The organism is Allobosea sp. 10L422, from assembly GCF_056395345.1.
Map to the genome: position 1 here is coordinate 12,033 of NZ_JBFTJI010000006.1, position 26,303 is coordinate 38,335.

The following is a 26,303-nucleotide window of genomic DNA, read 5'->3' on the forward strand; positions in this document are numbered from 1 at the left end:
GGCCGGATGCGGGCCTGCGGCGCGGCCGAATTCCACATGCGCCCCTCGCATCGCGGCGTCCGGAAAGACTTTTCTTGACCAAATTCACCGATCTTGGCCTCGCCGAGCCGCTGCTCAAGGCGCTCGCGGCCGAGGGCTATGAAACGCCGACGCCGATCCAGGCGCAGGCGATCCCCCACATTCTCCAGGGCCGTGACCTGCTCGGTGCAGCCCAGACCGGCACCGGAAAGACGGCTGCCTTCTCGCTGCCGATGCTGCATCGGCTGCTCGGCAAGCCGCGCCAGATGCCGGCCCGCTCCGTGCGTGTCCTCGTCCTCTCGCCAACGCGTGAGCTCGCCGCACAGATCGAGACCTCGATTCGCACCTACGCGCAGTTCACAACGCTGCGCTCGACGGTGATCTTCGGCGGCGTCCCGGTCGGCAAGCAGATCCGCGCCCTCGGCGACAAGATCGACATCCTCGTCGCCACSCCCGGCCGYCTGCTCGACCTCGTCGACCAGCGCGCMGTYTCGCTGCGCGAGATCGAGTTCCTCGTCCTCGACGAAGCCGATCAGATGCTCGACCTCGGCTTCATCCATGCGCTGCGCCGCATCTCCACGCTGATCCCGAAGGAGCGCCAGACGCTGCTCTTCTCGGCGACCATGCCGAAGCCGATCCGCGATATCGCCTCCGCCTATCTCACCAATCCGGTCGAGGTCGCGGTGACGCCGGTCGCGACCACCGCGGAAAAGATCGACCAGCGCGTCATCTTCACCGAGCCCAACGACAAGCCGGCGCTGCTGGCGAAGACGCTGAACGTGCCGGAGCTCGAGCGCGCCATCGTCTTCACCCGCACCAAGCACGGTGCCGACAAGGTCGTGCGCCAACTCGCCCAGTCCGGAATCGAGGCGGCGGCGATCCACGGCAACAAGAGCCAGGGCCAGCGCGAACGTGCGCTCGGCGCCTTCCGCGACGGTTCGCTGCGCATCCTCGTCGCAACCGACATCGCCGCCCGCGGCATCGATGTCGACGGCGTCAGCCATGTCGTGAACTACGACCTGCCGAACGTGCCCGAGAGCTATGTCCACCGCATCGGCCGCACGGCACGCGCCGGCGCTTCCGGCGTGGCCATCGCCTTCTGCACGCCGGAAGAGCGCGGCGATTTCGCGGCAATCGAGAAGCTCACCGGCGTCAAGCCGACGCCGATCGGCGAGGTGCCCTATTGGGATGGGCGCACGCCCAAGAAGCCACAGCAGAATCGCGGCGGGCGCGGCCAGCAGCAAGGCCGCCCGCAGGGGCAGGGTCGTCCGCAGGGGCAGCCGGGCAAGCGTTCCGAGCAGGGCGGCCACCACCATGCCGGTGGCGGCGCGCGTCAGGAGCGCCACGAACGTCCGCGCAATCCCGAGCGCACCCCGCGTCCCGAGCAGGCGACGCAGCGAAAAGACGGTGCTTCCGCAAAAGAAGGGCTTGGCGGCGTCGCGTTCTTGCAGCAAAGAACACAGCAACCACGCACCAACGGCGCCCGGCGGCGCGCGCGCTGACGCGCGATCGGCCAGAACAGGGCGGGCCTCATCTCGGCTTACTTGCCGGACGGTGGTCCGCTCCCGCGCCAAAGGGCTCACGAAGGACGACAGATGGCGAAAGAAGAACTGCTTGAATTCGACGGCACCGTGGTCGAGGTGCTCCCGGACGGCAACTACCGGGTCAAGCTCGACAATGACCATGTGATCCTGGCCTATGCGGCCGGCAAGATGAAGAAGAACCGCATCCGCACCATCGCGGGTGACCGGGTCATCGTCGAGATGTCGCCTTACGATCTCGATCGCGGCCGCATCAACTTCCGCCAGAAGACGGCCGGCCCGGCCCCCGGCGGTCCGCCGCGCCAGAACTTCCGCCGTCGCTGAGCGATCTGCCGATGCGCCTGTCGCGGAATGAGCTTCTCTTCATCGCGCTGGGCGCCATTCTCGGCGCTGCGGTCGCTTACGGCGCGAAAGCGGGCTTCGTCGTTCGGGACGGAGCCTTTCCGCCTTTCGTCATCGTGCTGCTGGGGCTTGGCCTCGCGGAGCTGCTGATCGGCTACGCGGCAGGGCGCTCGCCCGGCACGCTGGTCAGCATGCCCGCCCGCTTCCTCGCCTTCGTCGTCGGGGTCTGCATCTTCCTGCTCGGCGAACGCTACATCTGAGCGGACTGGTCGCGCCGCACTGCGACCCCAAAAACCGGACGCCACAAAAAAACCCCGGCGCGAGGCCGGGGTGTAAGTGGTCATTTCCGTGGTAAAAAAGGGTCTGCGTGAAACTCCTGCCCGGTCGGCTCAGTAGCCGGCGCGGGACCAGTATTGCGAGCCGGGACTGACCAGAACCTGGCGCTGCCGCGTCTCGTAGACGGCGGGGATTTCTTCCCGCACGACTTCGGTGGGACGCACCATCACCTTGCGCTGACGCTGCGTGTAGACCGCCGGAACCATCTCGTATTCGACGGTCGCCGGCGAAACCTCGACCCGGCGGTTTCGATAGCCGTATTGCGCGGGCACATCGACCCAGCACCCGACCGTATTTCCCCAGGCATCGCGCGTCACTTCCCAGCGCCGCGTCGCGGGCGCGACAAGCACCGTCTCGGTCACGGTCTCGTAGACGGCGGCCCGAGGGCGCGCAATACGCCGCTCCGGCGCGATCATCACGTTATCGGTCACGGTTTCGTACTCGGCGGGAACGACGCGATGCTGCGTCTGCGCCGGGCGAACCTGATAGGTCTCGTTGATGGTGCCGTAGACCGGCGGCGCGTTGACGAGGTTGTAGCAGGCGGAGCCGCGGCAGCCACCGGCTTCGGCAGCGGAGGCGCCAAGAAGCAGCGTCGTGGCAAAGGCCGAGGCGGCAATGATCCGGGATGACGGGAGCGAGCGCACCATGTTGGACCTGACCTGTCGGTTCCGGCGTCAGCGCGCCGTTCGTTATGGTCAGAAAGCCCGGGCGAAGAGGTGAACGCAAGGTAAATGCTGCAACAAGGTAAAATTAACCACGTTTAACCGCGCGCGGATCGGCAGAGATCCGGCGTCGGCTTCGCTGCCGAATGGCGCTGCGGATCCTGTCGTAGCAGCCCGCGAGCGTGGGCGGCCATCGCTCCGGGTGTTTGAGGCCCGGCCTCAGCCGTCAGGTCTGGCCGGGGCGAAGCTGGTAGAAGACGTGCTGGCCGATCGTGTCCATCTTCTGCAGCTTCTTGGCCCAGTACGGCCGCACATATTGCGCATGGTAGTGCGTGGAGGCGCCGACTTCGGGCAGGTACGTCGTGCCCTCATAGACCTCGCGTGCGATCCTGACCGCATCGCGCCACGGGCCCGGCTCGGTGATGCGTAGCGACTTGCCCTCGCAGGTGAAGGTGAATTGGCAGGAAAGGTAGCGGTTGCTGTTCTGGTAGACGACGCCGCAGACGCTGCTTGGATAAAGCCCGCTCTTGGCGCGGTTGAGCACGACCTGCGCCACCGCTGCCTGCCCCTGGAAGGATTCGGAGCGCGCTTCGAAATAGACCGCCTCAGCCAGGCAGCGCTGTTCCTTCGCCATGGCCTCCGGTGCGATCAGGCCGGTGTAATCCTGCTTCACGCCGGGCTCGGCCAGGCGCAGGTCGCGATTGGCCGGTGCCGAGGCGAGCGCGATGCGGCTGCGCTGCTGCGGCGCGCCATGCGCGGGCAGGGCGGGGGGCGTCAGCGTGCCGATGACCGAGCCGACGAGCGGTGTCGAGGAGGATTGCCGGTTGGCCTTCGGCACCGATGGAGACGAGCCGTCGATGCTTTCGAGAAAGAGCTCCGCCTGCCGCGCCGAGGTGATCTTCGGCTTGAGCGAGACGGGAGAGGAATCCGACAGGGCCGGGTCGGTCAGGCCCTCCTCGTTGGCATAGGCCTCGAAGCCGGTCTGCGGGCCATCGACGGCCTCGGCCGCGCGCAGCGCGTCGATCGAGAAGCCCCCTGAAATCAGCTTGGGCTGGGTGTCTCCGAAGACGACGCGCTCCAGTTCGACGGAAGGGTGTTCGGTGAGGCCCGGCCGCAAGCTAGGCAGCATGTCGCCCTTGGCGGTGCGGTCGACCTCGGGAAAGTTGGCGGCGGTGCGCTTCATGTCCTCGCGCGGCGCGCGGGGGTCGACGACGATCCGGCGCTCCGGATCCTCGAAGGAGAGCTTGGCCTGGGTGACGGCGGAGGTGAGCGCCAGACCGGGCAGACGGAAGGCGCTGGCCGCGACCAGCATCGAGGGGCCTTCGGCCAGTTCCGAGGCGGGGCCGGGCGCGACCCGGTCGATGGCGCTGGAGGGCAGGCCGGTAGGCCCGAAATTCTGGCCGGCGGAGGCGGTGAAGGACACAAGCAACCCGACCGACAGCGCCCAGGGCGCGACCGTGTTCGCGGCCCATTTGATGCCGAGGGGGCGCGCTCCCCGCCCATGCCTGTGAAGACGCCGATGACTCAAAGCGACACACCCGTCCCGATCGCACGGAACGAAAAACCCAGCAGACGACGCCGCGCCTTCGTTGGAATCCGTTATCGCCTTGGTAAGGTTGAGCGCCGGTTAACACCGCCGTGGCTCCGGCATTCCATGCGGTGCCGTGATGTCAAATTTCACGAAATCGCGCTGGTTGCCGCGAGGGCAGGGCGATAACGTGTAGCCACACTTCCGACACTCCCGACTCGCCGGAGAAATCCATGTCGTCCACTCCAGCGCGCAGCTACGCACCGGAGGTCATCGTCGCCGCCGGCTGCCTGATCGCCCTGATCACCTTCGGCCCGCGCGCCAGCGCCGGCCTCTTCCAAATCCCGATGACGCTGCAGTTCCATTGGGGCCGTGACATCTTCGGCCTGGCGCTCGCGATCCAGAACCTGCTCTGGGGCCTCGGCGCGCCCTTCGCCGGCGCCATCGCCGATCGCTACGGCACTGTGCGGGTGCTTTGCGTCGGCGCTGTGCTTTACGCTGCCGGCCTCGTCATGATGGCCTATGCCACCACGCCGCTGCAGCTCCATTTCGGCGCCGGTGTGCTGATCGGCTTCGGCCTCTCTGCCTGCTCCTTCAACCTCGTTCTCGCAGCCTTCGGCAAGCTCCTGCCGGAGCAGTGGCGGCCGATGGCATTCGGCGCCGGCACGGCGGCTGGCTCCTTCGGCCAGTTCCTGTTCCCGCCGATCGGCAACATCCTGATCGATACGCTGGGCTGGCAGCAGGCGCTGATCGTCTTTGCGTTTACGCTGCTGCCGATCCTCCCGGTTTCGATCGTGCTGGCGACGCGCAAGCTCGGTTCGGCCGGTACGACGGCTGCTGCCAACCTGCCGAACCAGACCGTGGTGCAGGCTCTGAGCGAGGCCTTCAAGCACCGCAGCTATGTCCTGCTCGTGCTCGGCTTCTTCACCTGCGGCTTCCAGCTCGCCTTCATCACCGTCCACATGCCGGCCTATCTCAAGGACGCCGGCCTGCCGGCCTGGGTCGGCGGCTGGACTCTCGCGGTGATCGGCCTTGCCAATGCCGTGGGCTCGCTGTCCTCCGGCTGGCTCTCGACCCGCATGCCGAAGCGCCATCTCCTCGCCTGGATCTATCTTGGCCGTGCGGTGGCGATCGCTGCCTTCATCATGCTTCCGCCCAGCCCAGTGACCGCGATCACCTTCGGCGTCGTCATCGGCCTGTTCTGGCTCTCCACCGTGCCGCCGACTTCTTCGCTGGTCATGCTGATGTTCGGCACCAAATACATGGCGATGCTCTACGGCTTTGCCTTCTTCTCGCATCAGGTCGGCGGCTTCCTCGGCGTCTGGCTTGGCGGCGTGCTCTACGAATCGATGGGCAACTACCAGCTAGTCTGGTGGCTCTCGGTCGCGCTCGGCATCGCCTCGGCCCTGATCAATCTGCCGATCGTCGAGCGGCCGGTGCAGCGGCCGCAGGTGCAGCCGGCCTGATTCGGAAGACGATCCGACGCACGGCCGATGGGGTTGCGGCGGCGGGCTGCCGCTGCAACCTTGTCGGCCTTCGCGTTTCAGCGCTGAGGAGATGGTGATGACGACGTTCAAGGCCCTCGTGGCAACCAAGGGCGAGACCGGGCCGAACCTCGCCTTCACCGATTTCGCCGAGGGTGACCTGATGGAGGGCGATGTCACCGTCCGCGTCACGCATTCGACGGTGAACTACAAGGATGGCCTCGCCATCACCGGCAAGGCGCCGGTGGTGCGCCGCTGGCCGATGATCCCCGGCATCGATTTCGCCGGCCGGGTCGAGGCCTCCGACAATCCCGATTTCAAACCAGGCGATCTCGTCGTCCTCAACGGCTGGGGCACCGGCGAGACGCATCTGGGCGCCTACGCCCAGAAGAGCCGGGTCAAGGGCGACTGGCTAGTGCCGCTGCCGGAGGGCCTGACGCCCGCTGAGGCGATGGCGATCGGCACTGCCGGCTACACCGCCATGCTCTGCGTTCTCGCGCTCGAGAAGCATGGTCTCAAGCCTTCCGACGGCCCGGTCGTCGTGACAGGTGCTGCCGGCGGCGTCGGCTCGGTCGCAATCGCGCTGCTGGCCAAGGCCGGCTGGCACGTCATCGCCTCGACCGGCCGCGCCGAGGAGGCCGATTATCTCAAGGATCTCGGCGCGGCCGAAATCATCGACCGAAACGAGCTTTCGGCGCCGGGCCGTCCGCTCGGGAGGGAGCGCTGGGCCGCCGGCGTGGACGCGGTCGGCTCGCATACGCTGGCGAACCTGCTCTCGATGACGAAATATGGTGGTGCCATCGCCGCCTGCGGCCTTGCGCAGGGCATGGACCTGCCGGCCTCGGTTGCGCCGTTCATCCTCCGCGGCGTCGCGCTGCTCGGCGTGGATTCGGTGATGTGTCCCAAGCTGCGCCGGCTCGAAGCGTGGAAGCGCCTTGCCAGCGACCTCGACCGCGAGAAGCTCGCGCTGATCACCACGACGATCCCGCTCGAAGCCGTGATCGAAACGGGCAAGGCTATCGTCGAGGGCAAGGTGAAGGGCCGCGTCGTCGTTGAGATCGGCTAATCCCTATCCCTCGAACAGAGCTCGCTGCCGCGCCAGCTCGCAGCTGCAGAAATCCATGAAGGCTCGCACGCGCGGCACGTGACGGATGTCGGGGTGGGTGAGCACCCATAGCCCTGTCGCGAAATCGGGATTGGGCGGCAGGAGCCTGATGAGGTCTGGCCGTTGGTCGGCGATGAAGCACGGCATCGGCCCGATGCCGAGGCCGCGCCCGACCGCTTCGGCGATGCCGAGCACGGCCGAGCTCTTCAGGGCGATCCGCTCCGGTTCGACATGCTCGCGCACGAAGCGGGCCGCCTTCACATGGGAGAGCTGGTCGCCGAGCGCGACCCAGTCCCGCTCGTAGAGCAAGGTGGGATCCGCTTTTTCCTCAGGCGTGATGCCGTCTTCCGCGCGGCCATAGATCGCCCAGGCAATGGTCGCGATGCGCCGGCCGACCAGCGTCTCGCCGGGCGTGTCGCTGGCGCGGATCGCAATGTCTGCGTCGCGCTTGGACAAGTTGAGTGCCTGGTTGCCGACGACGACATCGAGCCTGATCAAGGGATGGGCGCGGCGGAAGGCCGAGAAGATCGGCAGGAGCACGTTCTGGTAGAGAGTGTCGGTCGTGGTGATTCGCAATTCGCCCGAAGGCGCGACATCGCGTCCGGCGAGACGCCGGGAGAAGGCGGTTACATCCTCGTCCATGCGGCTCGCAAGCGCCGTCATCTCCGCGCCGGCCACTGTCGCGACATAGCCGGTCTTGCGCCGCTCGAAGAGCGGCATGCCGACGATCTCCTCGATCTGGCCGAGGCGGCGGAACACCGTCGAGTGGTTGACCGACAGCGCCGCTGCGGCCCCGGTCAACCCGGCATGATCGGCGATGGCCTTGATCAGCCGGAAATCGTCCCAGGCGAGCTTGGCATTCATCGGCAACGCGTCCTCCGGCCGGCACGCAAGCCGAAATCTTGCATCGATGCAAGTTGGAAGGGGCCGTCATGCTCGGGCTCGACCCGAGCATCTCAGGAAGGAGGGCGCGTCATCTTGCAAGAGATCCTCGGGTCTGCGCTTCCCTTCGCCCGAGAACGACGCCTGTGCTCGTTATCAGCTGCGTGGGGCGGCCGCCCGACGCAGCCGGTCATTGATCGCCTCGCCCAGCCCCTGCTCCGGAATGCGGGCGACGGCGATCATTCGCAGGCCCATCTCGTCCAGCCGGCGCAGATGGCCGAAGAGATGGCTCGCCGCCTCGCGCAGATCGCCGGTCGGGCTGAGATTGAGCGAGGCCGGGAAGTCCTGCCCCGGCCCAAAGCCCAGCCAGGCCTCGCCATCGCGGGGGGCACCGGCATCGAGCCTGACGCCAGCGACCGGCGCATAGTGCGAGGTCAGCATGCCCGGCGCGATCGGGGCCTGGCCGGCTTCGCCCGCCAGCACGAGCGGGCGGCCGATCACGCCTTCTATCGCCTCGCGCGGCACGCCGCCGGGCCTGAGCAGGCGTGGCGCGCCGTCGAGGCAGGCAACGATGGTCGATTCGACGCCGACCTCGGTCGGGCCGGCATCGAGAACGGCGTCGATGCGCCCGTCAAGATCGGCCATGACATGGGCGGCGCTGGTCGCGCTGATCCTGCCGGAGCGATTGGCGGAAGGTGCCGCGATCGGGCGCCCAGCCGCTTCGAGAACGGCATGCGCGACGGGGTGGGCCGGGACGCGCAGCGCCACCGTGGCGAGCCCCGCCCGCGCCAGTTCGCTGACGGTGCAGCCGGAGGATATCGGTACGACCAGCGTCAGCGGTCCCGGCCAGAAGGCTTGCGCCAGCGCCAGCGCATTGGCGTCGAAAAGGCCTTGCCGGCGCGCGCTTGCCAGATCGGGCAGGTGCGAGATCAGCGGGTTGAAGCTCGGCCGCTCCTTGGCGGCGTAGATGCCGGCAACGGCGGTGCCCTCGGTCGCGTCAGCCGCGAGGCCGTAGACGGTCTCCGTCGGCATCGCGACAAGGCCGCCTGCACGCAGCAACGCCGCGGCTTCGGCAATGCCGGCAGCGTCGGCAGCAAGAAGCTTCGTTTGGCGGAGGGCGGGGAGGGGCTGGTTCACGACGAGATTGACCGAAGATGGTTTATATATAAACTAACTGACAGGCGCGACACGGGACGAAGGTCGCGCTCGCTTGCGCGTGGCATAGGCGATAGTTCCTCGCTACCATCGCGGCAACGGCAAATGCAGGCTGCGGCTGCCCTTTCGGGCCCGCGCGCCTCAGGGAGACGACATATGAGCTATCGCGCCCCGGTTTCGGACATGCTCGCCACCATGCGCCATGTCGCAGGCCTCGACCGGCTGATCGCAGAGGGGCTGGCTCCGGAGCTCGAGGGCGGCGTCACCGAAGCGGTGTTGGACGAGGCGGCGAAGTTCGCGACGGACGTCATCGCGCCGCTCAACCGGGTCGGCGATGCCTACGGCTCGAAGCTGAAGGACGGCGCCGTCACCACCCCGCCAGGCTGGAAAGAGGCCTACAAGGCCTGGGCCGAAGCCGGCTGGAATTCGCTGCCGGCGCCCGAAGCCTATGGCGGGCAGGGCTTGCCGGCGCTTCTGCAATCCGCCTGCATCGAGATGTGGAACTCGGCCGCCTTTGCCTTTGCCCTCGGCCCGTTGCTGACGGTCGGCGCCATCGAGGCGCTTTATGCGCATGGCTCCGACCATCTGAAGGAGACCTATCTCGCCAAGCTCGTCTCCGGCGAGTGGATGGGCACGATGAACCTCACCGAGCCCCAGGCGGGCTCCGATCTCAACGCGCTGCGCAGCAGGGCCGAGCGCCAGCCGGACGGCACCTATCGGATCACCGGCCAGAAGATCTTCATCACCTATGGCGAGCACGATTTGACGGAGAACATCGTCCATCTCGTGCTGGCGCGCCTGCCCGACGCCCCTCCCGGCACGCGCGGCATCTCGCTCTTCCTCGTGCCGAAATATCTGGTCAATGCCGACGGAACGCTTGGCGAACACAATGACCTCCGCTGCTCCGGCATCGAGCACAAGCTCGGCATCCATGCCTCGCCGACCTGCTCCATGGCCTTCGGAGACGAGGACGGCGCCGTCGGCTGGCTGATCGGCGAGGAGAACCGCGGCCTCGCCTGCATGTTCACGATGATGAACAATGCCCGCCTCAATGTCGCGCTGCAGGGTGTCGCCATCGCCGAGCGTGCCTATCAGCAGGCGCTCGCCTTCGCTCACGAGCGCAAGCAGGGCGCTGCGCTCGACGCGCCGAAGGGCGCGCCGATGAGCCCGATCATCGTCCATCCGGATGTGCTCCGCATGCTCATGGACATGCGCGCCAAGACGCAAGGCGCGCGCGCGATCTCCTACCTCGTTGCCGAGGCGCTCGACCGCTCACACCGCGAGCCGGACGAGGCGAAGCGCAAGGCCGCTGCCGAGCGCGCCGCCATCCTCACCCCCGTCGCCAAGGCCTATTCCACCGATATCGGCATCGATGTCGCCTCGACAGGCGTGCAGGTCCATGGCGGCATGGGTTTCATCGAGGAGACCGGCGCCGCCCAGCACCTGCGCGACGCGCGCATCGCCGCGATCTACGAGGGCACCAACGGCATCCAGGCGATCGATCTCGTCACCCGCAAGCTGCCGCTCTCCGGCGGCGAGGCGGTCAAGGGGCTGATCGCCGAGATGCGCGCCGTGGTCGGCGAGGTCGAGCGCGCCAACACGCCGGGCTTCGGCCATGCGGCTGCGCGTCTCGGCGCTGCGGTCGATGCGCTGGAGCGCGCAACGCAGTGGATGCTGGCGACGCTGGGTTCGAGCCAGGCCGATGCTCTGGCCGGCGCAACGCCTTACCTGAAGCTCTTCGCGCTGGCGCAGGGCGGCACGGGGCTGGCGAAGAAGGCGCTCGCCACTCGGGCCGAGGCGGAAGGCACCGGCGATCTCGCTACGGCTCGCTTCTATGCCGAATGCCTCGCGACCGAAGCGCCCGCACTGGAACTCGCGGTGACGGAAGGCGCCGGCGCTATCGCCGACGCGGCGGCGGTCTTCGCCGCGTGAGCGCAGCAGCGCCCCGTTCAGGCGGCCGCGCCCTTGCGGGCGCGGATATGCAGGAACAGCGGGGCGATCAGTGTATCGGCCAGATAGGGCTCCCGTTGCGCCCGCTCTGCATCGATGCGCGGCTCGGCCATGTGCTCGATCGTCAGCCCGGCCGCGACGATCATGGCGACCCATTCACTCAGCGTGCGGTGAAACCGCGGCACGCGGAACGGCCCGACGCTGGCCTTGACCTCGGGGGGCGCAGCGCCGAAGCGCCAGGTCTCGACCTCGCCGTCGATGCCGTCGAAATAGCGGCCGACTTCGATCGCCCGGACATTGCCGGCCTCGTCGCGCAGCACCTTGCGATAGGGCGGCGCGAAGCAGGGATGCAGGATCGAGAACTGCAGGAAGCCGCCGGGCTTCAGCACGCGCGCGGCTTCCGCAAGGGCGAGGTCCTGCCGCGGCATATCCATCAGCGACATGAAGGCGGTGGCGAAGTCGAAGCTCGCATCCGGGAAGGGCAGGGCGGTGCCGTCGCCCTCCAGATAGTTGATCCCGAGCGGCTTCTCAGCCTCCGCCTCCTGCGCGTGGCGGATGAAGGTCGGCGCGATGTCGACTGCCGTCAGGCGCCCGCCGACCTCGGCGAGCTTGCGCGTGTTCGAGCCTTCGCCGCAGCCGATGTCGAGGCCGTTCAGCCCGGCGATATCAGGCAGGTTCGCCAGGAAGACCGGCGTGTTCAGCGCGTCGCGATAGAGGTCGTAGCCGGCCCGCGCATGCTGGGTCCAGATCTCGGCATTCGCCTCCCAGCAGGCCGCGACATCTCCACTGTCCATCGTTCTGCTCCGTTGCGAGGGGAGCGGGGCTATAGAGCAGCGGACGTGCCCTGGCTAGCCGAGAAAGAGGCGAAGCGCTGATGAGCGAAGCTGTCGCGCCGACACTCACCGGCCGCATCTGCCTTGTGGCGGGAGCCTCGCGCGGGGTCGGGCGCGGCATCGCCAGGGCCTTGGGCGAGGCCGGCGCCACGGTGATCGTCACCGGGCGCTCCAGCGAGGCCGGGCCGCATACCGATCAGCGCCCGGAAACCTTCGAGGATACGGCCCGCGAGGTCGAGGCGGCCGGCGGCAAGGGCTACCCCTATCGCTGCGACCACACCAGTGAACGCGATGTCGACGGGCTCGCCGCCTGGGCCCTGCGCCGCTTCGGCCGGCTCGACTGCGTCGTCGATGCGGTCTGGGGCGGCAATGAAGGCTATGACGGCGAGCGCTACCCGGACGGCTCGGGCTTCGGCACTCCCTTCTGGCGCCGCCCGGTCGCGAGGCTGGGGGAGAGCTTCGAGAGCGGCGTCTATGCCCAGCTCCTTCTCGCACGTGCCGTCGCGCCGGCCATGGTGCAGATGCGCTCCGGCCTCATCGTCACGGTGAGTTTCGACACGGCAGGCAGCTATCTCGGCGATGTCTTCTACGATCTCGCCAAGGCCGCGATGAATCGGCTGACCTTTGCGATGGCCGAAGAGTTGAAGTCCTTCGGCGTCACCGCGCTCGGGCTTTCGCCGGGCTATGTCCTGACCGAGCGCGTCCGCGACGCCGGCCTCGCAGCGGAAACCACGGAAACGCCGCTCTATGCCGGCCGCGCCGTCGCCGCGCTCGCCGCCGACCCGCAACTTGCTCGCTTCGCCGGACAGGTGCTGCAAGTCGCCGATCTGGCGCGCGCCTATGGCTTCACCGACCGGGACGGCTCGCAGCCCGGCCGCTTCGTCATCACGAACGAACAGGGAGGCGGCGATGTCGCTCAAGGGTAAGACGCTTTTCATCACCGGCGGCTCGCGCGGTATCGGCCTTGCCATCGCGATCAAGGCTGCGAAGGACGGCGCCAATGTGACCATCGCGGCCAAGACGGCCGAGCCGCACCCGAAGCTGCCGGGCACGATCTATACGGCCGCGGCCGAGATCGAGGCGGCCGGCGGCAAATGCCTGCCGCTGATGGTCGATGTCCGCGACGAGCAGGGCGTTGCCGAGGCGATCGCCAAGACGGCCGAGACCTTCGGCGGCATCGACATCGTCGTGAACAACGCCAGCGCGATCCAACTCGCCAACACCCAGATGATCGACATGAAGCGCTTCGATCTGATGCATCAGATCAACACGCGCGGCACCTTCATGGTCTCGAAATATGCGATTCCGTATCTGGAGAAGGCCGCGAATCCGCATATCCTGATGCTCTCGCCGCCGCTCGACATGAAGACGCAGTGGTTCGCGCCGCATCTGGCCTATTCCATCGCCAAATACGGCATGAGCCTGTGCGTGCTCGGCCTCGCCGGGGAGTTGGCGCCGAAAGGCATCGCGGTCAACGCGCTTTGGCCGCGCACGACCATCGCGACCGCCGCCGTCCAGAACCTGCTCGGCGGCGACAAGATGGTGCAGGCGAGCCGCACGCCCGAAATCCTGGCCGATGCCGCCCATATGATCTTCTCGAAGTCGTCCCGCGAATTCTCGGGCAACTTCCTGATCGACGACAGCTTCATGGCGGGCGAGGGCGTCACGGACTTCACGCCCTATCGGGTCGATCCGTCCGTGCCGCTGATGCCGGATTTCTTCGTCCCGGCCGACAGCAAGCCGCCGCAGGGGGTAAAGGGTGGCGTCTGAGCCGTCATCGGTTTGACATGCGTCCCGGATCGGAGTTCCTGCCGGCACCTGTCCTGACCGTGCAGCGAGATTCGCGCCCATGCTGATTATCCATGGCGTCTGCCCCGATTCGCGCGACAAGCTTCGGCATGCGGCGCTCGGGCCGGGCGAGGCCTTTCCGGCGGACGCCATCTGGATCGATCTGCTCAACCCGACGCCCGAGGAAGACAAGCGCGTCGAGCAGCATCTCGGCATCTCGATCCCGACGCGCGAGGAGATGCATGATCTCGAGCCTTCCGAGATCATCTACACCGAGGATGGCGCGCGCTTCATGACGGCGCGCATCATCTGCCAGTCCGATACGGTCGTTCCCAAATTGGCGGACGTCACCTTCATCCTGACCGACAAGGCGCTGGTGACGGTGCGTTATGACGAGCCGGGCGCCTTCAACATCTTCCTCAACCGCGCGACCAAGCCGGGCGGTTGCGGCGAGCAACCGGAAGCGGTCCTCGACGGGCTGATCGAGGCGATCGTCGATCGTGCGGCGGAGGTGCTGCGCGGCGTCGGCGACAAGATCGACATCGCCTCGCGCCGGATCTTCGCCGGGCGGGGACAGGATGTGGAGCGGGGCGGCGTCTATCAGATCGTCATCCAGAAGATCGGCCAGTACGAGCACATCATCTCGAATGTGCGCGAGAGCATGGTTTCGGTCGAGCGCGTGCTGCTCTTCCTCTCGGCCAACTATACCCGGCCGAAGAAGGCGCAGACCGGATTTTCGGCGGAGTGGCGCTCGGCTGTGCGCGACGTGCAGGCCATCGAGGAGCACGCCGCCTTCCTCTCCAACAAGCTGCAGTTCATGATGGACGCTACGCTCGGGCTCGTCTCGATCGAGCAGAACAAGATCATCAAGCTGTTTTCGGTCGTTTCGGTCGCGCTCATGCCGCCGACGCTGATCGCCTCGATCTACGGCATGAACTTCAAGACCATGCCGGAGTTGGATTGGCAGTGGGGCTATCCGATGGCGATCGGGCTGATGATCCTGTTCGCTGTTCTGCCCTATATGCTCTTTCGCTGGAAGAAATGGCTCTGACGCCAGGCTTGCGGCGGCTACCCAGACGACCGGATGACCCAGCCTCAGCTTCTCTCCGTTCTCCTCGTCGCCGGCATGATGGCCGCCTTCCTCTGGGGGCGGCTGCGCTACGACATCGTTGCGATGCTGGCGCTGTTGTTCGCCGTGGTCCTGGGGCTGGTGCCGGCCGCAGAGGCCTTCAAGGGCTTCTCCGATGACATCGTGATCATCGTCGGCAGCGCGCTGGTGCTGAGCGCGGCGGTTGCGCGCTCCCGCATCATCGAGCGCCTGTTCTCGAAGCTGGGTCCGCGCCTCTCCTCGACCCAGCTGGAGGTGCCCCTGCTCGTTTTCGCGGTCGCCATCATGTCGGCGATCATCAAGAACATCGGCGCGCTCGCGATGATGCTGCCGATCGCCTACCAGCTCGCGCGCAAGGGCGGGAGATCGCCCTCGGTCTTCCTGATGCCGATGGCCTTTGCCTCATTGCTGGGCGGTATCGTCACGCTGGTCGGCACTTCGCCCAACGTCATCGTCGCACGCGTCAGGCAGGAGCTTGGCGGCGAGCCCTTCCGGATGTTCGATTTCGCGCCGGTCGGCATCGTTGTGGCGCTGGCGGGCTGCGCCTTCCTGAGCGTCGGCTACCGGCTTCTGCCGCGCGACCGTCGTGGCGCCGTCACGCTCGATCAGGCTATCGACATCAAGGATTACCTCACCGAAGCGAAGGTCGCGGAGAAGTCGCCGCTCGCCGGCAAGACAGTGGCGGACCTCAAGGCGATCGGCGACGGCGGGGCCGAGATCGTCTCGATCCTGCGCAAAGAGCGCCGCGTGCAGGCGCCGCTGCCGGATGCGGGCCTGCGAACAGGGGACATTCTGCTGTTGCGCGGCGATGCGGCCGTGCTCGAGCGCGTCGTCGCCGAGGGCGGGCTGGACCTGATCGGAAAGAACCGTCCCACACAGAAGGAGGATGCGCTCGATCCCGACCGCATAGCCGAGGCGATCATCGGGCCGGACTCTGTTCTGATCGGACAATCCGCCGGCGATCTGGCGCTGCACAGCCGCTTCGGCGTCAACATGATCGCGATCAGCCGCTCCGGCGAGCGCTTCAGCCAGCGACTGCGCGATATCCGCCTGCGCGCCGGCGATATCGTCGTCATCCAGGGCGACGAGAAGCTGCTGCCGGAAAAACTCTCGGAGACGGGGCTGCTGCCGCTGGCTGACCGGCTTCTGCCGCTCGGCTCGACGCGTCGTGTGCTGCTGACCGTGACGATCGTGCTGGCTGCGATCATCGCGCTCGCGGCCGGGCTCGCTCCGGTGCCGCTTGTCTTTTTTGCCGCGGCCGTATCGCTGATCGCCTTCCGCTGCGTGCCGCTGCGCGAGGCCTATCAGAACATCGACGCGCCGATCCTGCTGATGCTGGCGGCGCTGATCCCGGTCAGCGACTCCTTGCGGACGACGGGCACGACCGATCTCTTCGCGTCCTGGCTTGCTGCGGCCGGAAGTGGCATGCCGGGCTGGGCCTCCGTTGCGCTGATCCTCATTGCGGCGATGGCCGTGACCCCCTTCCTGAACAACGCAGCGACAGTGCTCGTGATGGCGCCGATCGGCGCCGGCTTCGCCAAAAATCTCGGCTACAATCCCGACGCCTTCCTGATGGCGGTCGCGATCGGCGCGGCCTGCGACTTCCTCACGCCGATCGGCCATCAGTGCAACACGCTGGTAATGGGGCCGGGCGGCTATCGCTTCGGCGATTATGCCCGGCTCGGCGCGCCGCTCTCGCTCATCGTCATTCTGCTCGCCGTGCCGATGATCCTGCTGGTCTGGCCGCTGCGCTAGAGCCAGCCGTTCCGCTTGAACCGCCAATACAGCGTCACGCAGGCGCAGGCGATCAGCAGCAGCACCACGTAGTAGCCGTACTGGAATTCCAGCTCCGGCATGTTCTTGAAGTTCATGCCGTAGATGCCGGCGACCGCGGTCGGAACCGCCAGGATGGCTGCCCAGGAGGCGAGCCGCTTGGTGATGGAGTTCTCCTGGCTCTGTCCGACCAGCAGGCTCGCCTCGAAGGCGAAGGCCAGCACCTCGCGCAGGCTGTCGATCTTCTCCTGCACGGTACGGACATGGTCGGTCACGTCTCGGAACATCGCGGCGAGCGCCGGCCGCACCTGGGGCACGTTGCCATTGGTCAGGCGCTGGCAGACATCGACCAGCGGCGCGATGGCATTGCGCAGCCGCAGCAGGTCGCGCCGGAGCATGTAGAGCCGCTCGATGTCGGAGCGCGTCATCGGCTTGGCGAGAACCCTGTCCTCGATCTCCTCGACCTCGTCATGGATCGCCTCTAGCACCGGCATGTAATTGTCGACGATGAAGTCGAGGATCGCATAGAGGATGAAGTCCTCGCCCTTGGCCAGCGAGGTCGGGCAGGTCTCCCAATGCTGCCGGACCGACGTATATGAGGTCGAGGCGCCATGACGCACGCTGACGATATAGCCGCGGCCGATGAAGATATGCGTCTCGCCGAAAGCGATGCGCCCGTCGATCAGTTGCGCGGTGCGCGCCACCACGAACAGGGCGTCGCCATATTGCTCGAGCTTCGGGCGCTGATGGGCATTGGTGGCATCCTCGACCGCGAGCGGATGCAGGTTGAACTGCTGCTGCACGCATTTGAGCACGGCGGGTTCCGGTTCGAAGAGCCCGATCCAGACGACATGGCCGTCCTTGTTTGCCCATTCGCCGGCTTCCTCCACCGGAATGTCGGCGATGCGAACGCCATGAGCATAGACGCTTGATGCGACGACGCCGGCTTCGTGAAGTTGCCCCTCGGCCCCTGGATCGCGAGGAAGCGGTTTTGGAGCCGCGGAGGCGGCAAACCGGACGTTCGAGACTGTCATGCGATCACCTCGTCGATCGCGAGATCACCCTGCGGGCAGGCTAGAACTGTTCCTGGTCCTTGGAAATCACTTTTCCGGCAAAAGGAGCGCTGTGGCGGCGACGGGTCGACCTCTACGCCATCACCCTGGCGGCGACCTGCTTCAGCGCCGCGCTGTCGCGCTCCAGCCAGCCGGGAACGGGCAGATTCTTCGAGCGCAGGAATTCGGGGTTGAACAGCTTGGACTGGTAGCGCGTGCCGTAGTCGCACAGCACCGTCACGATCGTGTGGCCGGGACCCATCTGCTTCGCCAGCCGGATCGCGCCGGCGACATTGATGCCCGAAGAGCCGCCGAGGCACAGCCCTTCCTGCTCGAGCAGGTCGAAGACGATCTGCACCGCTTCGGCATCGGGAATCTGGAAGGCGGCGTCGACCGGCGCGTCCTCCAGATTGGCGGTGATGCGGCCCTGGCCGATGCCCTCGGTGATCGAGGATCCCTCCGCCTTCAGCACGCCTGATGTGTAGTAGGAATAGAGCGCCGCGCCCATCGGGTCGGCGAGGCCGATCGTCACCTTCGGATTGCGTGCCTTCAGCGCCATGCCGACGCCGGCAAGCGTGCCGCCCGAGCCGACCGCGCAGATGAAGCCGTCGACCTTGCCTGCCGTCTGCTCCCAGATTTCCGGGCCGGTCGTCTCGAAATGGCCTTGCCGGTTGGCGGTGTTGTCGAACTGGTTGGCCCAGATCGCGCCGTTCGGCTCGCTCTTCGCCAGCTCCTCGGCGAGGCGGCCGGAGACCTTCACATAGTTGTTGGGGTTGGAATAAGGCGCGGCCGGCACCTCGACCAGCGTGGCGCCCGCCAGCCGCAGCATGTCCTTCTTTTCCTGGCTCTGCGTCTCCGGGATGACGATGACGGAGCGATAGCCCAGCGCATTGCCGACCAGCGCGATGCCGATGCCGGTATTACCCGCCGTGCCTTCGACGATCACGCCGCCGGGCTTGAGCTGCCCCTTCGCCTCTGCGTCGCGGATGATGGCGAGCGCGGCGCGGTCCTTCACCGACTGCCCGGGATTCATGAATTCGGCCTTGCCGAGGATGGTGCAGCCGGTTTCCCGCGATGCCTGCTGCAGCTTGATGAGCGGGGTGTTGCCGATCGCTTCGATGACGCCGTCGCGGATGGTCATGGCCGGATTTCCCAATTCGTCTCTGACCTGATAGGCGAAACGCTCGCCAAGGTCACCAAGCAAGCGGGCCGCACGCCCCGAGTTCGCAACAATGCCAATCGCCAAACCGCAGCCGGGAGAAAACTCTTCTCCAAGGCTCGCCATGAATGAAATTCTGGTCGTCGATCACCTCGGTCAGCGCGGCGACGGTATTGTGCGAACGCCCGCTGGCACCGTGTTCGTGCCCTATGCTCTGGCGGGCGAAACCGTGCGCGCCGTGGTCGACGGCGAGCGCGGGCAACTCGTGGAGATCATAGCGCCCTCCACATCCCGCATCGCTGCGATCTGCCCGCTCTTCACCCGCTGCGGCGGCTGCGCGGCGCAGCATATGGAGCCCGGCCTCTACCGGGAATGGAAGCGCCAGCAGGTCGTCACGACATTGAGCCGCGCCGGCATCGAGGCGCCGGTCGCCGGCCTCGTCGATGCCCATGGCGCCGGGCGCCGGCGTGTGACCTTCCATGCCCGCCGCCAGGGCGAGGCGATGGTCGTCGGCTTCATGGCTGCGCGCAGCCATGAACTCATCGCGATCGAGGCTTGCCCGGTGCTGGTGCCGGGCCTGGATCGAGCGCCTGCCGTCGCCCTGATGTTGGCGAACCGCATGGGCGGCGCGAACAAGCCGCTCGACATCCAGATCACCGCTTCGGAAGCCGGACTCGACGTCGATATGCGCGGTCACGGCCCGCTCGGCGACAAGCTCAGGCTCGCCCTGACGCAGCTGGCCGAACGGCTCGACCTCGCCCGGCTCTCGAATCATGGCGAAATCGTCGTCGAGCGCCGGCCACCCTTGCAGCACATGGGCAAGGCCCTGGTCGCCCCGGCTGCAGGCGGTTTCCTCCAAGCGACGGCAGCGGGCGAGGAGGTTCTGGCCGGTCTCGTGATGGATGCCCTGCCGAAGGGCAAGCGCGTCGCCGATCTCTTCGCCGGTTGCGGCCCGTTCAGCTTCCGGCTGGCCGAGCGCATGCAGGTGCTGGCGGTGGAGAGCGAGAACGCGGCGATGCTCGCCCTTGCCAGGGGCGCCGGTGCGACGCAGGGGCTGAAGCCCATCGCCACCGAGACGCGCGACCTGTTCCGACGCCCCCTGCTGGAGCATGAACTCAACGGCTTCGACGTCGTGGTGCTCGACCCGCCGCGCGCCGGCGCGGAAGCGCAGGTCAAGCGGCTGGCCGCCTCCAAGGTCAGGGACGTGATCTACGTTTCCTGCGATGCCGGCAGTTTCGCCCGCGATGCTGCGACGCTGGTTGCGGGCGGTTATGCGTTGGAGGCCGTGACGCCGGTCGACCAGTTCCGCTATTCCGCCCATGTCGAGCTCGTCGGCGTGTTCCGGCGAGGCAGGAAGGGATAATCCCGGTTCGAACATCTCTCAGCCCTCATCCTGAGGAGCCGCGAAGCGGCGTCTCGAAGGATGGTCCAGGAGGCTCCGAAACCATCTGGAGCATCCTTCGAGACGCAAGCTCCGCTTGCTCCTCAGGATGAGGGCTGAGGTTCGAAAAGGCTTACGAGGCAGGGCTTCAGGATGAGCACAATTCTCGATCGCATGGCCGGCATCGTCGGCGCGAAGAACGTCGTCACTGATCCCGACGCGATGGTGCCTTACCTCAAGGAGTGGCGCGATCTCTTCCGCGGCAAGGCGCAAGGCATCGTCCGCCCCGGCTCGACCGCCGAGGTGGCGGAGCTGGTGAAGCTCGCCGCCGAGACCGGCACGACGCTGGTGCCGCAGGGCGGCAATACCGGCCTCGTCGGCGGCCAGATCCCGATTGCGGAGGGCAGGGAGATCATCCTCTCGCTGCAGCGGCTCGACAAGGTCCGCGTCGTCGACACCGACGGCGACACCATGATCGTCGAAGCCGGCGTCACGCTGAAGCGCGCGCAGGACACGGCCGAGGCGGCCGGCCGTCTCTTCCCGCTCTCGCTTGCCTCGGAAGGTTCCTGCACCATCGGCGGCAACCTCTCGACCAATGCCGGCGGCACGGCCGTGCTCGCCTATGGCAATGCCCGCGAGCTCTGCCTCGGGCTTGAGGTCGTGCTGCCCGACGGGCGCATCTGGAACGGGCTGCGCCAGCTCCGCAAGGACAACACCGGCTACGACCTGAAGGACCTCTTCATCGGCGCCGAAGGCACGCTTGGCATCATCACGGCTGCCGTGCTCAAGCTCTTCCCGCTGCCGGCGGCACGCGCCACGGCCTTCCTCGCCGTGCCGGACCCTGAAGCGGCGCTCGCGCTGCTGAATGCCGCCAAGGCCGGTGCCGGCGGCACGCTCACCACTTTCGAATTGATGCCCCGCATCGGCCTCGAATTCGTCCTGCGCCACGCTTCGGGCGCGCGCGACCCGCTCTCGGAGCCGTCGCCCTGGTACGTCCTGATGGAAGTCTCCGCTCAGTCCGCGGCCGGGCTCGACGAGGCTGTCGAGGCCTTCCTCGGCGATGCCCTTGAGAAGGGCATCGTCACGGATGCGGCGTTGGCGGGATCGCTGACCCAGCGCGCCGATTTCTGGAAGCTGCGCGAGATGATGTCGGAAGTGCAGACCTATGAGGGTGGCTCGATCAAGCACGACGTCTCGGTGCCGGTCCATGCCACGCCCGAATTCCTGAAGCGGGCAATTCCGGTAGTCGAGGCGATGGTGCCGGGCTGCCGGCCCGTGCCTTTCGGCCATCTCGGCGACGGCAATATCCATTTCAACGTCAGCCAGCCGGTCGGCGCCGACAAGGCGACGTATCTCGCCTGCTGGAACGAGATGAACGAGGCGGTCCACGCCATCGTCACGGAGCTGCACGGCTCGATCTCGGCCGAACACGGCATCGGCCGCCTGAAGCGCGACCTGCTGCCGGGCGTGAAGGATGCGGTCGAGCTCGACCTGATGCGCAGCATCAAGCAGACGCTCGACCCGAAGGGGATACTCAACCCCGGCGCGATGCTGGCGCAGGGCTGAGCACGCCCGTCATGCTCGGGCGTGACCCGAGCATCTCCTGATCGAGCTTCTCGGGTCTGCGCTCCGCCCAGCCCGAGAATGACGCCAACGCGCGGTGGCTACTGGCCTGCTTGCCCCATCGGCAAGCTGCGTCGTGAAGCATCGCCGTCGGTGCTCGCTGCTCAAAAATTTGGCAGGATGGTCCCCGCGCTCGATTGACCGCTTTTTGCCTCGTCACTAGCCTTCGGCCTCATAACGAGAACGTGAGGGGTTGGCTGGTATGATCGGCGTGACGCGGATGCTGTCGAATTGCGCGCGGATGACGGGCTTCGGGCCGACGCGGCGCGGTCTTGTCGGGGCGGCTTTGGTGGGAGCGGTCGCGCTGGCCGGGGCGATGCCCGCCACCGCCCAGACACCACTCAAGTTCACGCTCGACTGGGTCTTCCAGGGGCCGACCTCGCCCTTCCTCGTCGCGCTCGACAAGGGTTACTACAAGGCCGAAGGGCTGGATGTGACGATGGACCCCGGCCAGGGCTCGGCCGGCGCCGTCCAGCGCGTCGCGACCGGCGCCTACGACATCGGCTTCGCCGATGTGAACTCGCTGATCGAGTACAACGCCAAGAACGCGGGCAAGGAAATCCTCTGCGTCTTCATGGCCTATGACTTCCCGCCCTTCGGCGTCCACGCGCTGAAGAAGAGCGGCATCGCCAAGCCCGCAGACCTCGCCGGCAAGAAGCTGGGCGCGCCGGTCTTCGACGCCTCCTTCCGCCTGTTTCCGGCCTTCGCCAAGAAGGTCGGCATCGACGCTGCCAGCGTCCAGCACGTCAACCTGACGCCGCAGCTGCGCGAGCAGTCGCTGGTGCAGGGCACGGTCGACTTCATCTCCGGCCATTACTTCTCGTCGATCCTCGATCTGAAGGCGCGCGGCGTGAAGGCGGAGGACGTCGTCTCGTTCAACTACTCCGACTACAAGATGGACGTTTACGGCAACGGTATCATCGTCTCGCCGGCGCTCGCCGCGAAGCCGGAGGTCGTCACCGGCTTCCTGCGCGCCACCGCCAAGGCCTGGAAGGAGGTCGCCGCCAATCCGGCCCTGGGCATCGCTGCCGCCAAGAAGCGCGACCCGCTGATCGACGAGAAGCTGGAGGCCGAGCGCCTCGACATGTCGCTGAAAATGAACGTGCTGACGCCCTTCGTGAAGGAAAACGGCATGGGCGATGTCGATCCCGCCCGCTTCGCCCGCTCGGTCAAGGACGTGGCCGAAGCCTTCGGCCTTCCCTCTGCACCCGAGCCGGACAAGGTCTTCACGGGCAAGTTCCTGCCGCCGAAGGCGGAGCGGATGGTCGCGCCGTAGCGCATACAGCCGTCATGGTCGGGCTTGACCCGACCATCTCCTTGGAGCCTTTCCTTCCCGAGATTCTCGGGGCAAGCCCGAGAATGACGCATTTGATACCCGAAACTTCCGCTTCTCCCCTCGTCGAACTGCGGCAAGTCGGTCTCGCCTATGGCAGTGGTTCAAACCGCATGCTGGCGCTGGATGACGCGACGCTCTCCATCGACAAGGGCGAGTTCATCGCCGTGGTCGGTCCGTCCGGCTGCGGCAAGTCGACCTTGATGAAACTCGTCACCGGCCTGCTGCCTCCGACCAGCGGCGAAGTCCGCGTGCACGGACAGGTCGTGAAGGGGCCGATCCGCGGCGTCGGCATGGCCTTTCAGGCGCCGACCCTGATGCCGTGGCGGACCACGCGCGACAACATCCTGCTGCCACTGGAGGTGGTCGAGCCGCACAAGCGCCGTTTTCGATCCAACAAGGCCGAGTACATCGCGCGTGTCGAGGCGTTGCTTGCCTCGGTCGGGCTCGCCGGCTTCGGGGACAAATTCCCCTGGCAACTCTCGGGCGGCATGCAGCAACGCTCCAGCCTGTGCCGCGCCCTTGTCCACGAGCCGGATATCCTGATGCTCGACGAGCCTTTCGGCGCGCTCGACGCGTTCACGCGTGAAGAGCTTTGGGGTGTGATGCAGAAGCTCTGGATGGAGCGCCGCTTCACGGCCGTGCTCGTCACGCACGACCTGCGCGAAGCCGTCTATCTCGCCGACACCGTCTATGTGATGAGCCGGCGCCCCGGCAAGATCGTCAAGATCCGCAAGGTCGAGCTGCCGCGCCCGCGCACCCTGGAGACGACCTTCTCGGTCGAGTTCGTCGACATCGTCCACGAGCTGCGCGAACGCATCCATCTGGAGCATGCGTGATGAGCGAACCTCAGAAGCGCCTGCTGCTCATCGCCATGCCCTGGCTGGCTATGGCCGGCTTGCTGCTGGCCTGGGAACTGGCCTGCATCGTCTTCGACGTGCCGGAAATCTTGGCGCCGCGCCCCAGCCGCATCTTCGAGACCATGGTGCTGCGCTGGGACATCCTGCTGCGCTTCTGCCTGGAGACGCTCTGGACCACGCTGATCGGCTTCGCGATGGCGATCGGCTTCGGCCTGCTGCTCGGTCTTGCCATCGGCGCATCGCCCTTCGTCTATGCCGGGCTCTATCCGCTGCTGATCGCCTTCAACGCGATCCCGAAGGTCGCGATCGTACCGATCCTGATGATCTGGGTCGGCGTCGGCGCGTTGCCGGCTGTGATCACGGCCTTCGTCATCTCCTTCTTCCCGATCGTCGTGAACGTCGCCACGGGGCTCGCGACCATCGAGCCGGAGATGCGCGACGTGATGCGCTCGCTCGGCGCGAGCCAGTGGGAAATCCTGACCAAGGTCGGCGTTCCCCGCGCGATGCCCTATCTCTTCGCCAGCCTGAAGGTCTCGGTGACGCTCGCCTTCGTCGGCTCGGTGCTGTCGGAGACGGTCGGCGGCAATCGCGGCATCGGCTTCCTGATGCTGTCGGCCGGCGCGCGCAACGACGCGCCGACGACCTTCGCCGGCCTGTTCTCCATCGCCATCATGGGCATGGCGCTCTACGCGCTCTGCGCCCTGGTCGAGCGGCGGATGACCCGCTGGGCCTTCCGCGGCGAGATCGTCGCCTGAGCTACGGCGTCGCGACGTAGCCGTCGCGGCGCGGATCGGCCGCGCCGGTGAACACGCCGGTCACCGGATCGACCGCCACCGCCTGCATGCCACCGCAGCGCATCGTCCAGCCGACATCGAAGGCGCGCGCCTCATGGCCCCGCCGGACGAGTTCGGCGATGGTCTCCGGCCCGATCCGGTTCTCGATTTCGACGAGGCTGCCGTCCCAGAGCCGGGCGCGCGGCGCCTCGATCGCCTCCTGCAGYGGCAGACCGAARWCGAGATGCTGSACCATSGCCTGYGYYTGGGTCTGCATGATGCCGTAGCTGCCGGGCGTGCCSAGMGCGAGCACCGGCTTGCCGKCSCGCGTCGAGAGCGAGGGTGACATGCACATCGCCAGTTCGTCGCCGGGCTTGGAGCGGTTCGGGCTGTCGTGCTGGACGTCCGCCCAGTACAGGAAGTTGTTGAGGCACAGCCCCGTGCCGGTCACGACGACGCCGCTGCCGAAGGGGCTGCCGAGGCTCTGCGTGATGCAGATCAGGTTGCCGTCGCTGTCGGCGATCGAGAACGAGGTCGTATGCGCCGGGTCCTCGCTCGCCTGCGGCGTCCACTGTTCGGTCGGTCCCGTAACCGGCTTGCCGTCGGTGAGGCGCTTGCGCAGGCGCTCCACCGCGCCGTCGGACAAGAGTTCGGCGAGCTTGTCAGGACCGGGGTTGTTGTGGGCGATGCGCTCGCCGGCCGCGAGGCGGATCGCGCGGTAGACGAGGTCGAGATGATCAGCCCCGTCCTTTGGCAGGTCCGCGAGGTCGAGCCCGTCGAGCAGGCGCAGCGTCAGCAGGTACTGGAAGCCCTCGCAAGGCGGCGGCGGCACATGCACCGTCAGCCCGCGGAAGCTCGCCGCCAGCGGTTCGCGCCACACCGTCTTCACCGCCGCGAGATCGGCCATCGTCATCGAGCCGCCGAGCGCCTGCAGATGGGCGACGACCTTCTCGCCGAGGGCGCCGCGATAGAGGTGATCCGGCCCCTTGGCGGCGATATCGCTCAGCGTCTGCGCGAGGTCGGACTGCACGAGCAGCGAGCCGAGATGCAGGGCGCCATTGGGCTGATAGTTCTGGGACCAGGCCGGGTAGAGCGCGGGGCGATTCTTCAGCAATGGATCGTTCTCTTCGAACTCCGCCGCGCCGAACTCGGCCAGCGCGAAACCATCCCGCGCCAGCGCGATGGCGGGCGCGAAAACCTCCGGCAGGGCTTTGCGACCGTAGGTCTTCACCAGCTCGCACCAGCCGGCGAGGTTGCCCGGCGAAGCGACGGCGAGCGGGCCGCGCTCGAGGTCGGTGCGCTTGCTGAAGCGCTCGGCCGGAAAGCTCGCGGGAATCGGCGGCACGAAATCGAGCACCCGCACGCGCTGTTCGGCCGCGACCCATAGCGTGGCGAAGCCCATCCCGGCGAGGCCGGACATGAACGGCTCGACGACATTGAGCGCGGCGGCGGTGGCGGCTGCGGCGTCGAAGGCATTGCCACCCTGCGCCAGAATGCGCGCTCCGGCCTGCGCCGCCAGTGGATGGGCCGCGGCGACCATGCCGTGGCGAGAGGTCATGGTGGGGCGGCGGCCGTGCATCTCTCGTCTCCTCGTCGTCTTCTGCGGCGATCAGAGCA

23 protein-coding genes are annotated in these 26,303 nt (G+C 67.0%); 15 read left to right on the forward strand and 8 right to left on the reverse strand.

The genetic code is table 11. From position 1 onward, the window contains the following. Positions 1 to 74 precede the first annotated feature (74 nt). From AC1DEZ_RS13510 to AC1DEZ_RS13520, 3 genes are all read left to right on the forward strand, one after another. Positions 75 to 1,520, forward strand: coding sequence for a DEAD/DEAH box helicase (locus AC1DEZ_RS13510; RefSeq protein WP_441511001.1), 1,446 nt, complete (start codon positions 75 to 77; stop codon positions 1,518 to 1,520). Between the two features lie 93 nt (positions 1,521 to 1,613). Beyond that, positions 1,614 to 1,883 carry a translation initiation factor IF-1 gene (gene infA / locus AC1DEZ_RS13515; RefSeq protein WP_047578165.1) on the forward strand — a complete coding sequence of 90 codons (270 nt, stop codon included), beginning with the start codon at positions 1,614 to 1,616 and terminating at the stop codon, positions 1,881 to 1,883. A gap of 11 nt (positions 1,884 to 1,894) precedes the next feature. Then, the gene (locus tag AC1DEZ_RS13520) at positions 1,895 to 2,161 is read left to right on the forward strand and encodes a hypothetical protein (protein WP_441511002.1); all 267 of its coding nucleotides are present in this window, start codon (positions 1,895 to 1,897) and stop codon (positions 2,159 to 2,161) included. Positions 2,162 to 2,290: 129 nt separating this feature from the next. On the opposite strand, the gene AC1DEZ_RS13525 is transcribed toward AC1DEZ_RS13520, so the two are convergent. Both AC1DEZ_RS13525 and AC1DEZ_RS13530 read right to left on the reverse strand, forming a co-directional pair. Next, positions 2,291 to 2,884, reverse strand: coding sequence for a hypothetical protein (locus tag AC1DEZ_RS13525; RefSeq protein ID WP_441511003.1), 594 nt, complete (start codon positions 2,882 to 2,884; stop codon positions 2,291 to 2,293). Between the two features lie 241 nt (positions 2,885 to 3,125). Continuing rightward, the gene (locus AC1DEZ_RS13530; protein ID WP_476779814.1) at positions 3,126 to 4,322 is read right to left on the reverse strand and encodes a cell wall hydrolase; all 1,197 of its coding nucleotides are present in this window, start codon (positions 4,320 to 4,322) and stop codon (positions 3,126 to 3,128) included. Positions 4,323 to 4,660: 338 nt separating this feature from the next. Here AC1DEZ_RS13530 and AC1DEZ_RS13535 point away from each other — a divergent pair, with 338 nt between their 5' ends. Continuing rightward, the gene (locus tag AC1DEZ_RS13535; RefSeq protein ID WP_441511005.1) at positions 4,661 to 5,893 is read left to right on the forward strand and encodes an MFS transporter; all 1,233 of its coding nucleotides are present in this window, start codon (positions 4,661 to 4,663) and stop codon (positions 5,891 to 5,893) included. Between the two features lie 97 nt (positions 5,894 to 5,990). After that, positions 5,991 to 6,977: an acrylyl-CoA reductase (NADPH) gene (acuI, locus tag AC1DEZ_RS13540; protein WP_441511006.1), complete on the forward strand. Its 987-nt coding sequence runs from the start codon at positions 5,991 to 5,993 to the stop codon at positions 6,975 to 6,977. Between the two features lie 3 nt (positions 6,978 to 6,980). Here acuI and AC1DEZ_RS13545 read toward each other — a convergent pair whose 3' ends face one another. Both AC1DEZ_RS13545 and AC1DEZ_RS13550 read right to left on the reverse strand, forming a co-directional pair. Continuing rightward, positions 6,981 to 7,880 carry a LysR family transcriptional regulator gene (locus AC1DEZ_RS13545; RefSeq protein WP_441511007.1) on the reverse strand — a complete coding sequence of 300 codons (900 nt, stop codon included), beginning with the start codon at positions 7,878 to 7,880 and terminating at the stop codon, positions 6,981 to 6,983. A 174-nt stretch (positions 7,881 to 8,054) separates the two neighbouring features. Beyond that, on the reverse strand, positions 8,055 to 9,035 hold the full coding sequence (locus tag AC1DEZ_RS13550) for an L-threonylcarbamoyladenylate synthase (RefSeq protein WP_441511008.1): 981 nt from the start codon (positions 9,033 to 9,035) through the stop codon (positions 8,055 to 8,057). A 174-nt stretch (positions 9,036 to 9,209) separates the two neighbouring features. Between AC1DEZ_RS13550 and AC1DEZ_RS13555 the strand changes: the two genes are divergently transcribed. After that, a complete protein-coding gene (locus AC1DEZ_RS13555; protein ID WP_441511009.1) occupies positions 9,210 to 10,985 on the forward strand; it encodes an acyl-CoA dehydrogenase family protein in 1,776 nt (591 codons plus the stop codon). Positions 10,986 to 11,002: 17 nt separating this feature from the next. Here AC1DEZ_RS13555 and AC1DEZ_RS13560 read toward each other — a convergent pair whose 3' ends face one another. Further along, a complete protein-coding gene (locus AC1DEZ_RS13560; RefSeq protein ID WP_476779815.1) occupies positions 11,003 to 11,797 on the reverse strand; it encodes a class I SAM-dependent methyltransferase in 795 nt (264 codons plus the stop codon). Positions 11,798 to 11,877: 80 nt separating this feature from the next. Here AC1DEZ_RS13560 and AC1DEZ_RS13565 point away from each other — a divergent pair, with 80 nt between their 5' ends. The 4 genes from AC1DEZ_RS13565 (at position 11,878) to AC1DEZ_RS13580 (ending at position 16,487) form a co-directional block, all read left to right on the forward strand. After that, positions 11,878 to 12,762, forward strand: a complete 885-nt coding sequence (locus AC1DEZ_RS13565; protein WP_441511011.1) for an SDR family NAD(P)-dependent oxidoreductase — start codon at positions 11,878 to 11,880, stop codon at positions 12,760 to 12,762. Beyond that, entirely contained in the window at positions 12,746 to 13,606 is an 861-nt protein-coding gene (locus tag AC1DEZ_RS13570; RefSeq protein ID WP_441511012.1) for an SDR family oxidoreductase, read from the forward strand. The genes AC1DEZ_RS13565 and AC1DEZ_RS13570 overlap by 17 nt, the downstream gene beginning before the upstream one ends. Positions 13,607 to 13,685: 79 nt before the next feature. After that, positions 13,686 to 14,675, forward strand: coding sequence for a magnesium transporter CorA family protein (locus AC1DEZ_RS13575; RefSeq protein ID WP_441511013.1), 990 nt, complete (start codon positions 13,686 to 13,688; stop codon positions 14,673 to 14,675). A gap of 33 nt (positions 14,676 to 14,708) precedes the next feature. Further along, positions 14,709 to 16,487: an SLC13 family permease gene (locus AC1DEZ_RS13580; protein WP_441511014.1), complete on the forward strand. Its 1,779-nt coding sequence runs from the start codon at positions 14,709 to 14,711 to the stop codon at positions 16,485 to 16,487. On the opposite strand, the gene corA is transcribed toward AC1DEZ_RS13580, so the two are convergent. Together corA and AC1DEZ_RS13590 are read right to left on the reverse strand one after the other, a co-directional pair. Next, the gene (corA, locus tag AC1DEZ_RS13585; RefSeq protein WP_441511015.1) at positions 16,484 to 17,539 is read right to left on the reverse strand and encodes a magnesium/cobalt transporter CorA; all 1,056 of its coding nucleotides are present in this window, start codon (positions 17,537 to 17,539) and stop codon (positions 16,484 to 16,486) included. The genes AC1DEZ_RS13580 and corA overlap by 4 nt on opposite strands. A 112-nt stretch (positions 17,540 to 17,651) precedes the next feature. Beyond that, positions 17,652 to 18,698 (reverse strand): cysteine synthase A, encoded by a 1,047-nt coding sequence (locus tag AC1DEZ_RS13590; RefSeq protein ID WP_441511016.1) that lies wholly within the window; start codon positions 18,696 to 18,698, stop codon positions 17,652 to 17,654. A 142-nt stretch (positions 18,699 to 18,840) separates the two neighbouring features. On the opposite strand from AC1DEZ_RS13590, the gene AC1DEZ_RS13595 reads away from it, so the two are divergent. The 5 genes from AC1DEZ_RS13595 to AC1DEZ_RS13615 all read left to right on the forward strand — a co-directional run bounded on the left by AC1DEZ_RS13595 (position 18,841) and on the right by AC1DEZ_RS13615 (position 24,668). Beyond that, positions 18,841 to 20,079 carry a class I SAM-dependent RNA methyltransferase gene (locus AC1DEZ_RS13595; protein WP_441511017.1) on the forward strand — a complete coding sequence of 413 codons (1,239 nt, stop codon included), beginning with the start codon at positions 18,841 to 18,843 and terminating at the stop codon, positions 20,077 to 20,079. Between the two features lie 171 nt (positions 20,080 to 20,250). Then, the gene (locus AC1DEZ_RS13600) at positions 20,251 to 21,663 is read left to right on the forward strand and encodes an FAD-binding oxidoreductase (RefSeq protein WP_441511018.1); all 1,413 of its coding nucleotides are present in this window, start codon (positions 20,251 to 20,253) and stop codon (positions 21,661 to 21,663) included. 259 nt (positions 21,664 to 21,922) lie between these two features. Beyond that, positions 21,923 to 22,996 carry an ABC transporter substrate-binding protein gene (locus AC1DEZ_RS13605; RefSeq protein ID WP_441511192.1) on the forward strand — a complete coding sequence of 358 codons (1,074 nt, stop codon included), beginning with the start codon at positions 21,923 to 21,925 and terminating at the stop codon, positions 22,994 to 22,996. Between the two features lie 170 nt (positions 22,997 to 23,166). After that, entirely contained in the window at positions 23,167 to 23,892 is a 726-nt protein-coding gene (locus AC1DEZ_RS13610) for an ABC transporter ATP-binding protein (RefSeq protein ID WP_441511193.1), read from the forward strand. Next, complete coding sequence (locus AC1DEZ_RS13615) at positions 23,892 to 24,668, forward strand: ABC transporter permease (RefSeq protein ID WP_441511019.1); 777 nt, start codon at positions 23,892 to 23,894, stop codon at positions 24,666 to 24,668. The genes AC1DEZ_RS13610 and AC1DEZ_RS13615 overlap by 1 nt, the downstream gene beginning before the upstream one ends. A 1-nt stretch (position 24,669) precedes the next feature. On the opposite strand, the gene AC1DEZ_RS13620 is transcribed toward AC1DEZ_RS13615, so the two are convergent. Then, the gene (locus tag AC1DEZ_RS13620; protein ID WP_476779816.1) at positions 24,670 to 26,265 is read right to left on the reverse strand and encodes a gamma-glutamyltransferase family protein; all 1,596 of its coding nucleotides are present in this window, start codon (positions 26,263 to 26,265) and stop codon (positions 24,670 to 24,672) included. Positions 26,266 to 26,303 lie beyond the last annotated feature (38 nt).

Bases quoted from the DNA above. Each gene is read 5' to 3' on its own strand.
- infA (WP_047578165.1), top strand. From the start codon at position 1,614: ATGGCGAAAGAAGAACTGCTTGAATTCGACGGCACCGTGGTCGAGGTG.
- AC1DEZ_RS13520 (WP_441511002.1), top strand. From the start codon at position 1,895: ATGCGCCTGTCGCGGAATGAGCTTCTCTTCATCGCGCTGGGCGCCATT.
- AC1DEZ_RS13525 (WP_441511003.1), bottom strand. From the start codon at position 2,884: ATGGTGCGCTCGCTCCCGTCATCCCGGATCATTGCCGCCTCGGCCTTT.
- AC1DEZ_RS13535 (WP_441511005.1), top strand. From the start codon at position 4,661: ATGTCGTCCACTCCAGCGCGCAGCTACGCACCGGAGGTCATCGTCGCC.
- acuI (WP_441511006.1), top strand. From the start codon at position 5,991: ATGACGACGTTCAAGGCCCTCGTGGCAACCAAGGGCGAGACCGGGCCG.
- AC1DEZ_RS13545 (WP_441511007.1), bottom strand. From the start codon at position 7,880: ATGAATGCCAAGCTCGCCTGGGACGATTTCCGGCTGATCAAGGCCATC.
- AC1DEZ_RS13555 (WP_441511009.1), top strand. From the start codon at position 9,210: ATGAGCTATCGCGCCCCGGTTTCGGACATGCTCGCCACCATGCGCCAT.
- AC1DEZ_RS13560 (WP_476779815.1), bottom strand. From the start codon at position 11,797: ATGGACAGTGGAGATGTCGCGGCCTGCTGGGAGGCGAATGCCGAGATC.
- AC1DEZ_RS13565 (WP_441511011.1), top strand. From the start codon at position 11,878: ATGAGCGAAGCTGTCGCGCCGACACTCACCGGCCGCATCTGCCTTGTG.
- AC1DEZ_RS13570 (WP_441511012.1), top strand. From the start codon at position 12,746: ATGTCGCTCAAGGGTAAGACGCTTTTCATCACCGGCGGCTCGCGCGGT.
- AC1DEZ_RS13575 (WP_441511013.1), top strand. From the start codon at position 13,686: ATGCTGATTATCCATGGCGTCTGCCCCGATTCGCGCGACAAGCTTCGG.
- AC1DEZ_RS13580 (WP_441511014.1), top strand. From the start codon at position 14,709: ATGACCCAGCCTCAGCTTCTCTCCGTTCTCCTCGTCGCCGGCATGATG.
- corA (WP_441511015.1), bottom strand. From the start codon at position 17,539: ATGACAGTCTCGAACGTCCGGTTTGCCGCCTCCGCGGCTCCAAAACCG.
- AC1DEZ_RS13590 (WP_441511016.1), bottom strand. From the start codon at position 18,698: ATGACCATCCGCGACGGCGTCATCGAAGCGATCGGCAACACCCCGCTC.
- AC1DEZ_RS13595 (WP_441511017.1), top strand. From the start codon at position 18,841: ATGAATGAAATTCTGGTCGTCGATCACCTCGGTCAGCGCGGCGACGGT.
- AC1DEZ_RS13600 (WP_441511018.1), top strand. From the start codon at position 20,251: ATGAGCACAATTCTCGATCGCATGGCCGGCATCGTCGGCGCGAAGAAC.
- AC1DEZ_RS13605 (WP_441511192.1), top strand. From the start codon at position 21,923: ATGATCGGCGTGACGCGGATGCTGTCGAATTGCGCGCGGATGACGGGC.
- AC1DEZ_RS13610 (WP_441511193.1), top strand. From the start codon at position 23,167: ATGCTGGCGCTGGATGACGCGACGCTCTCCATCGACAAGGGCGAGTTC.
- AC1DEZ_RS13615 (WP_441511019.1), top strand. From the start codon at position 23,892: ATGAGCGAACCTCAGAAGCGCCTGCTGCTCATCGCCATGCCCTGGCTG.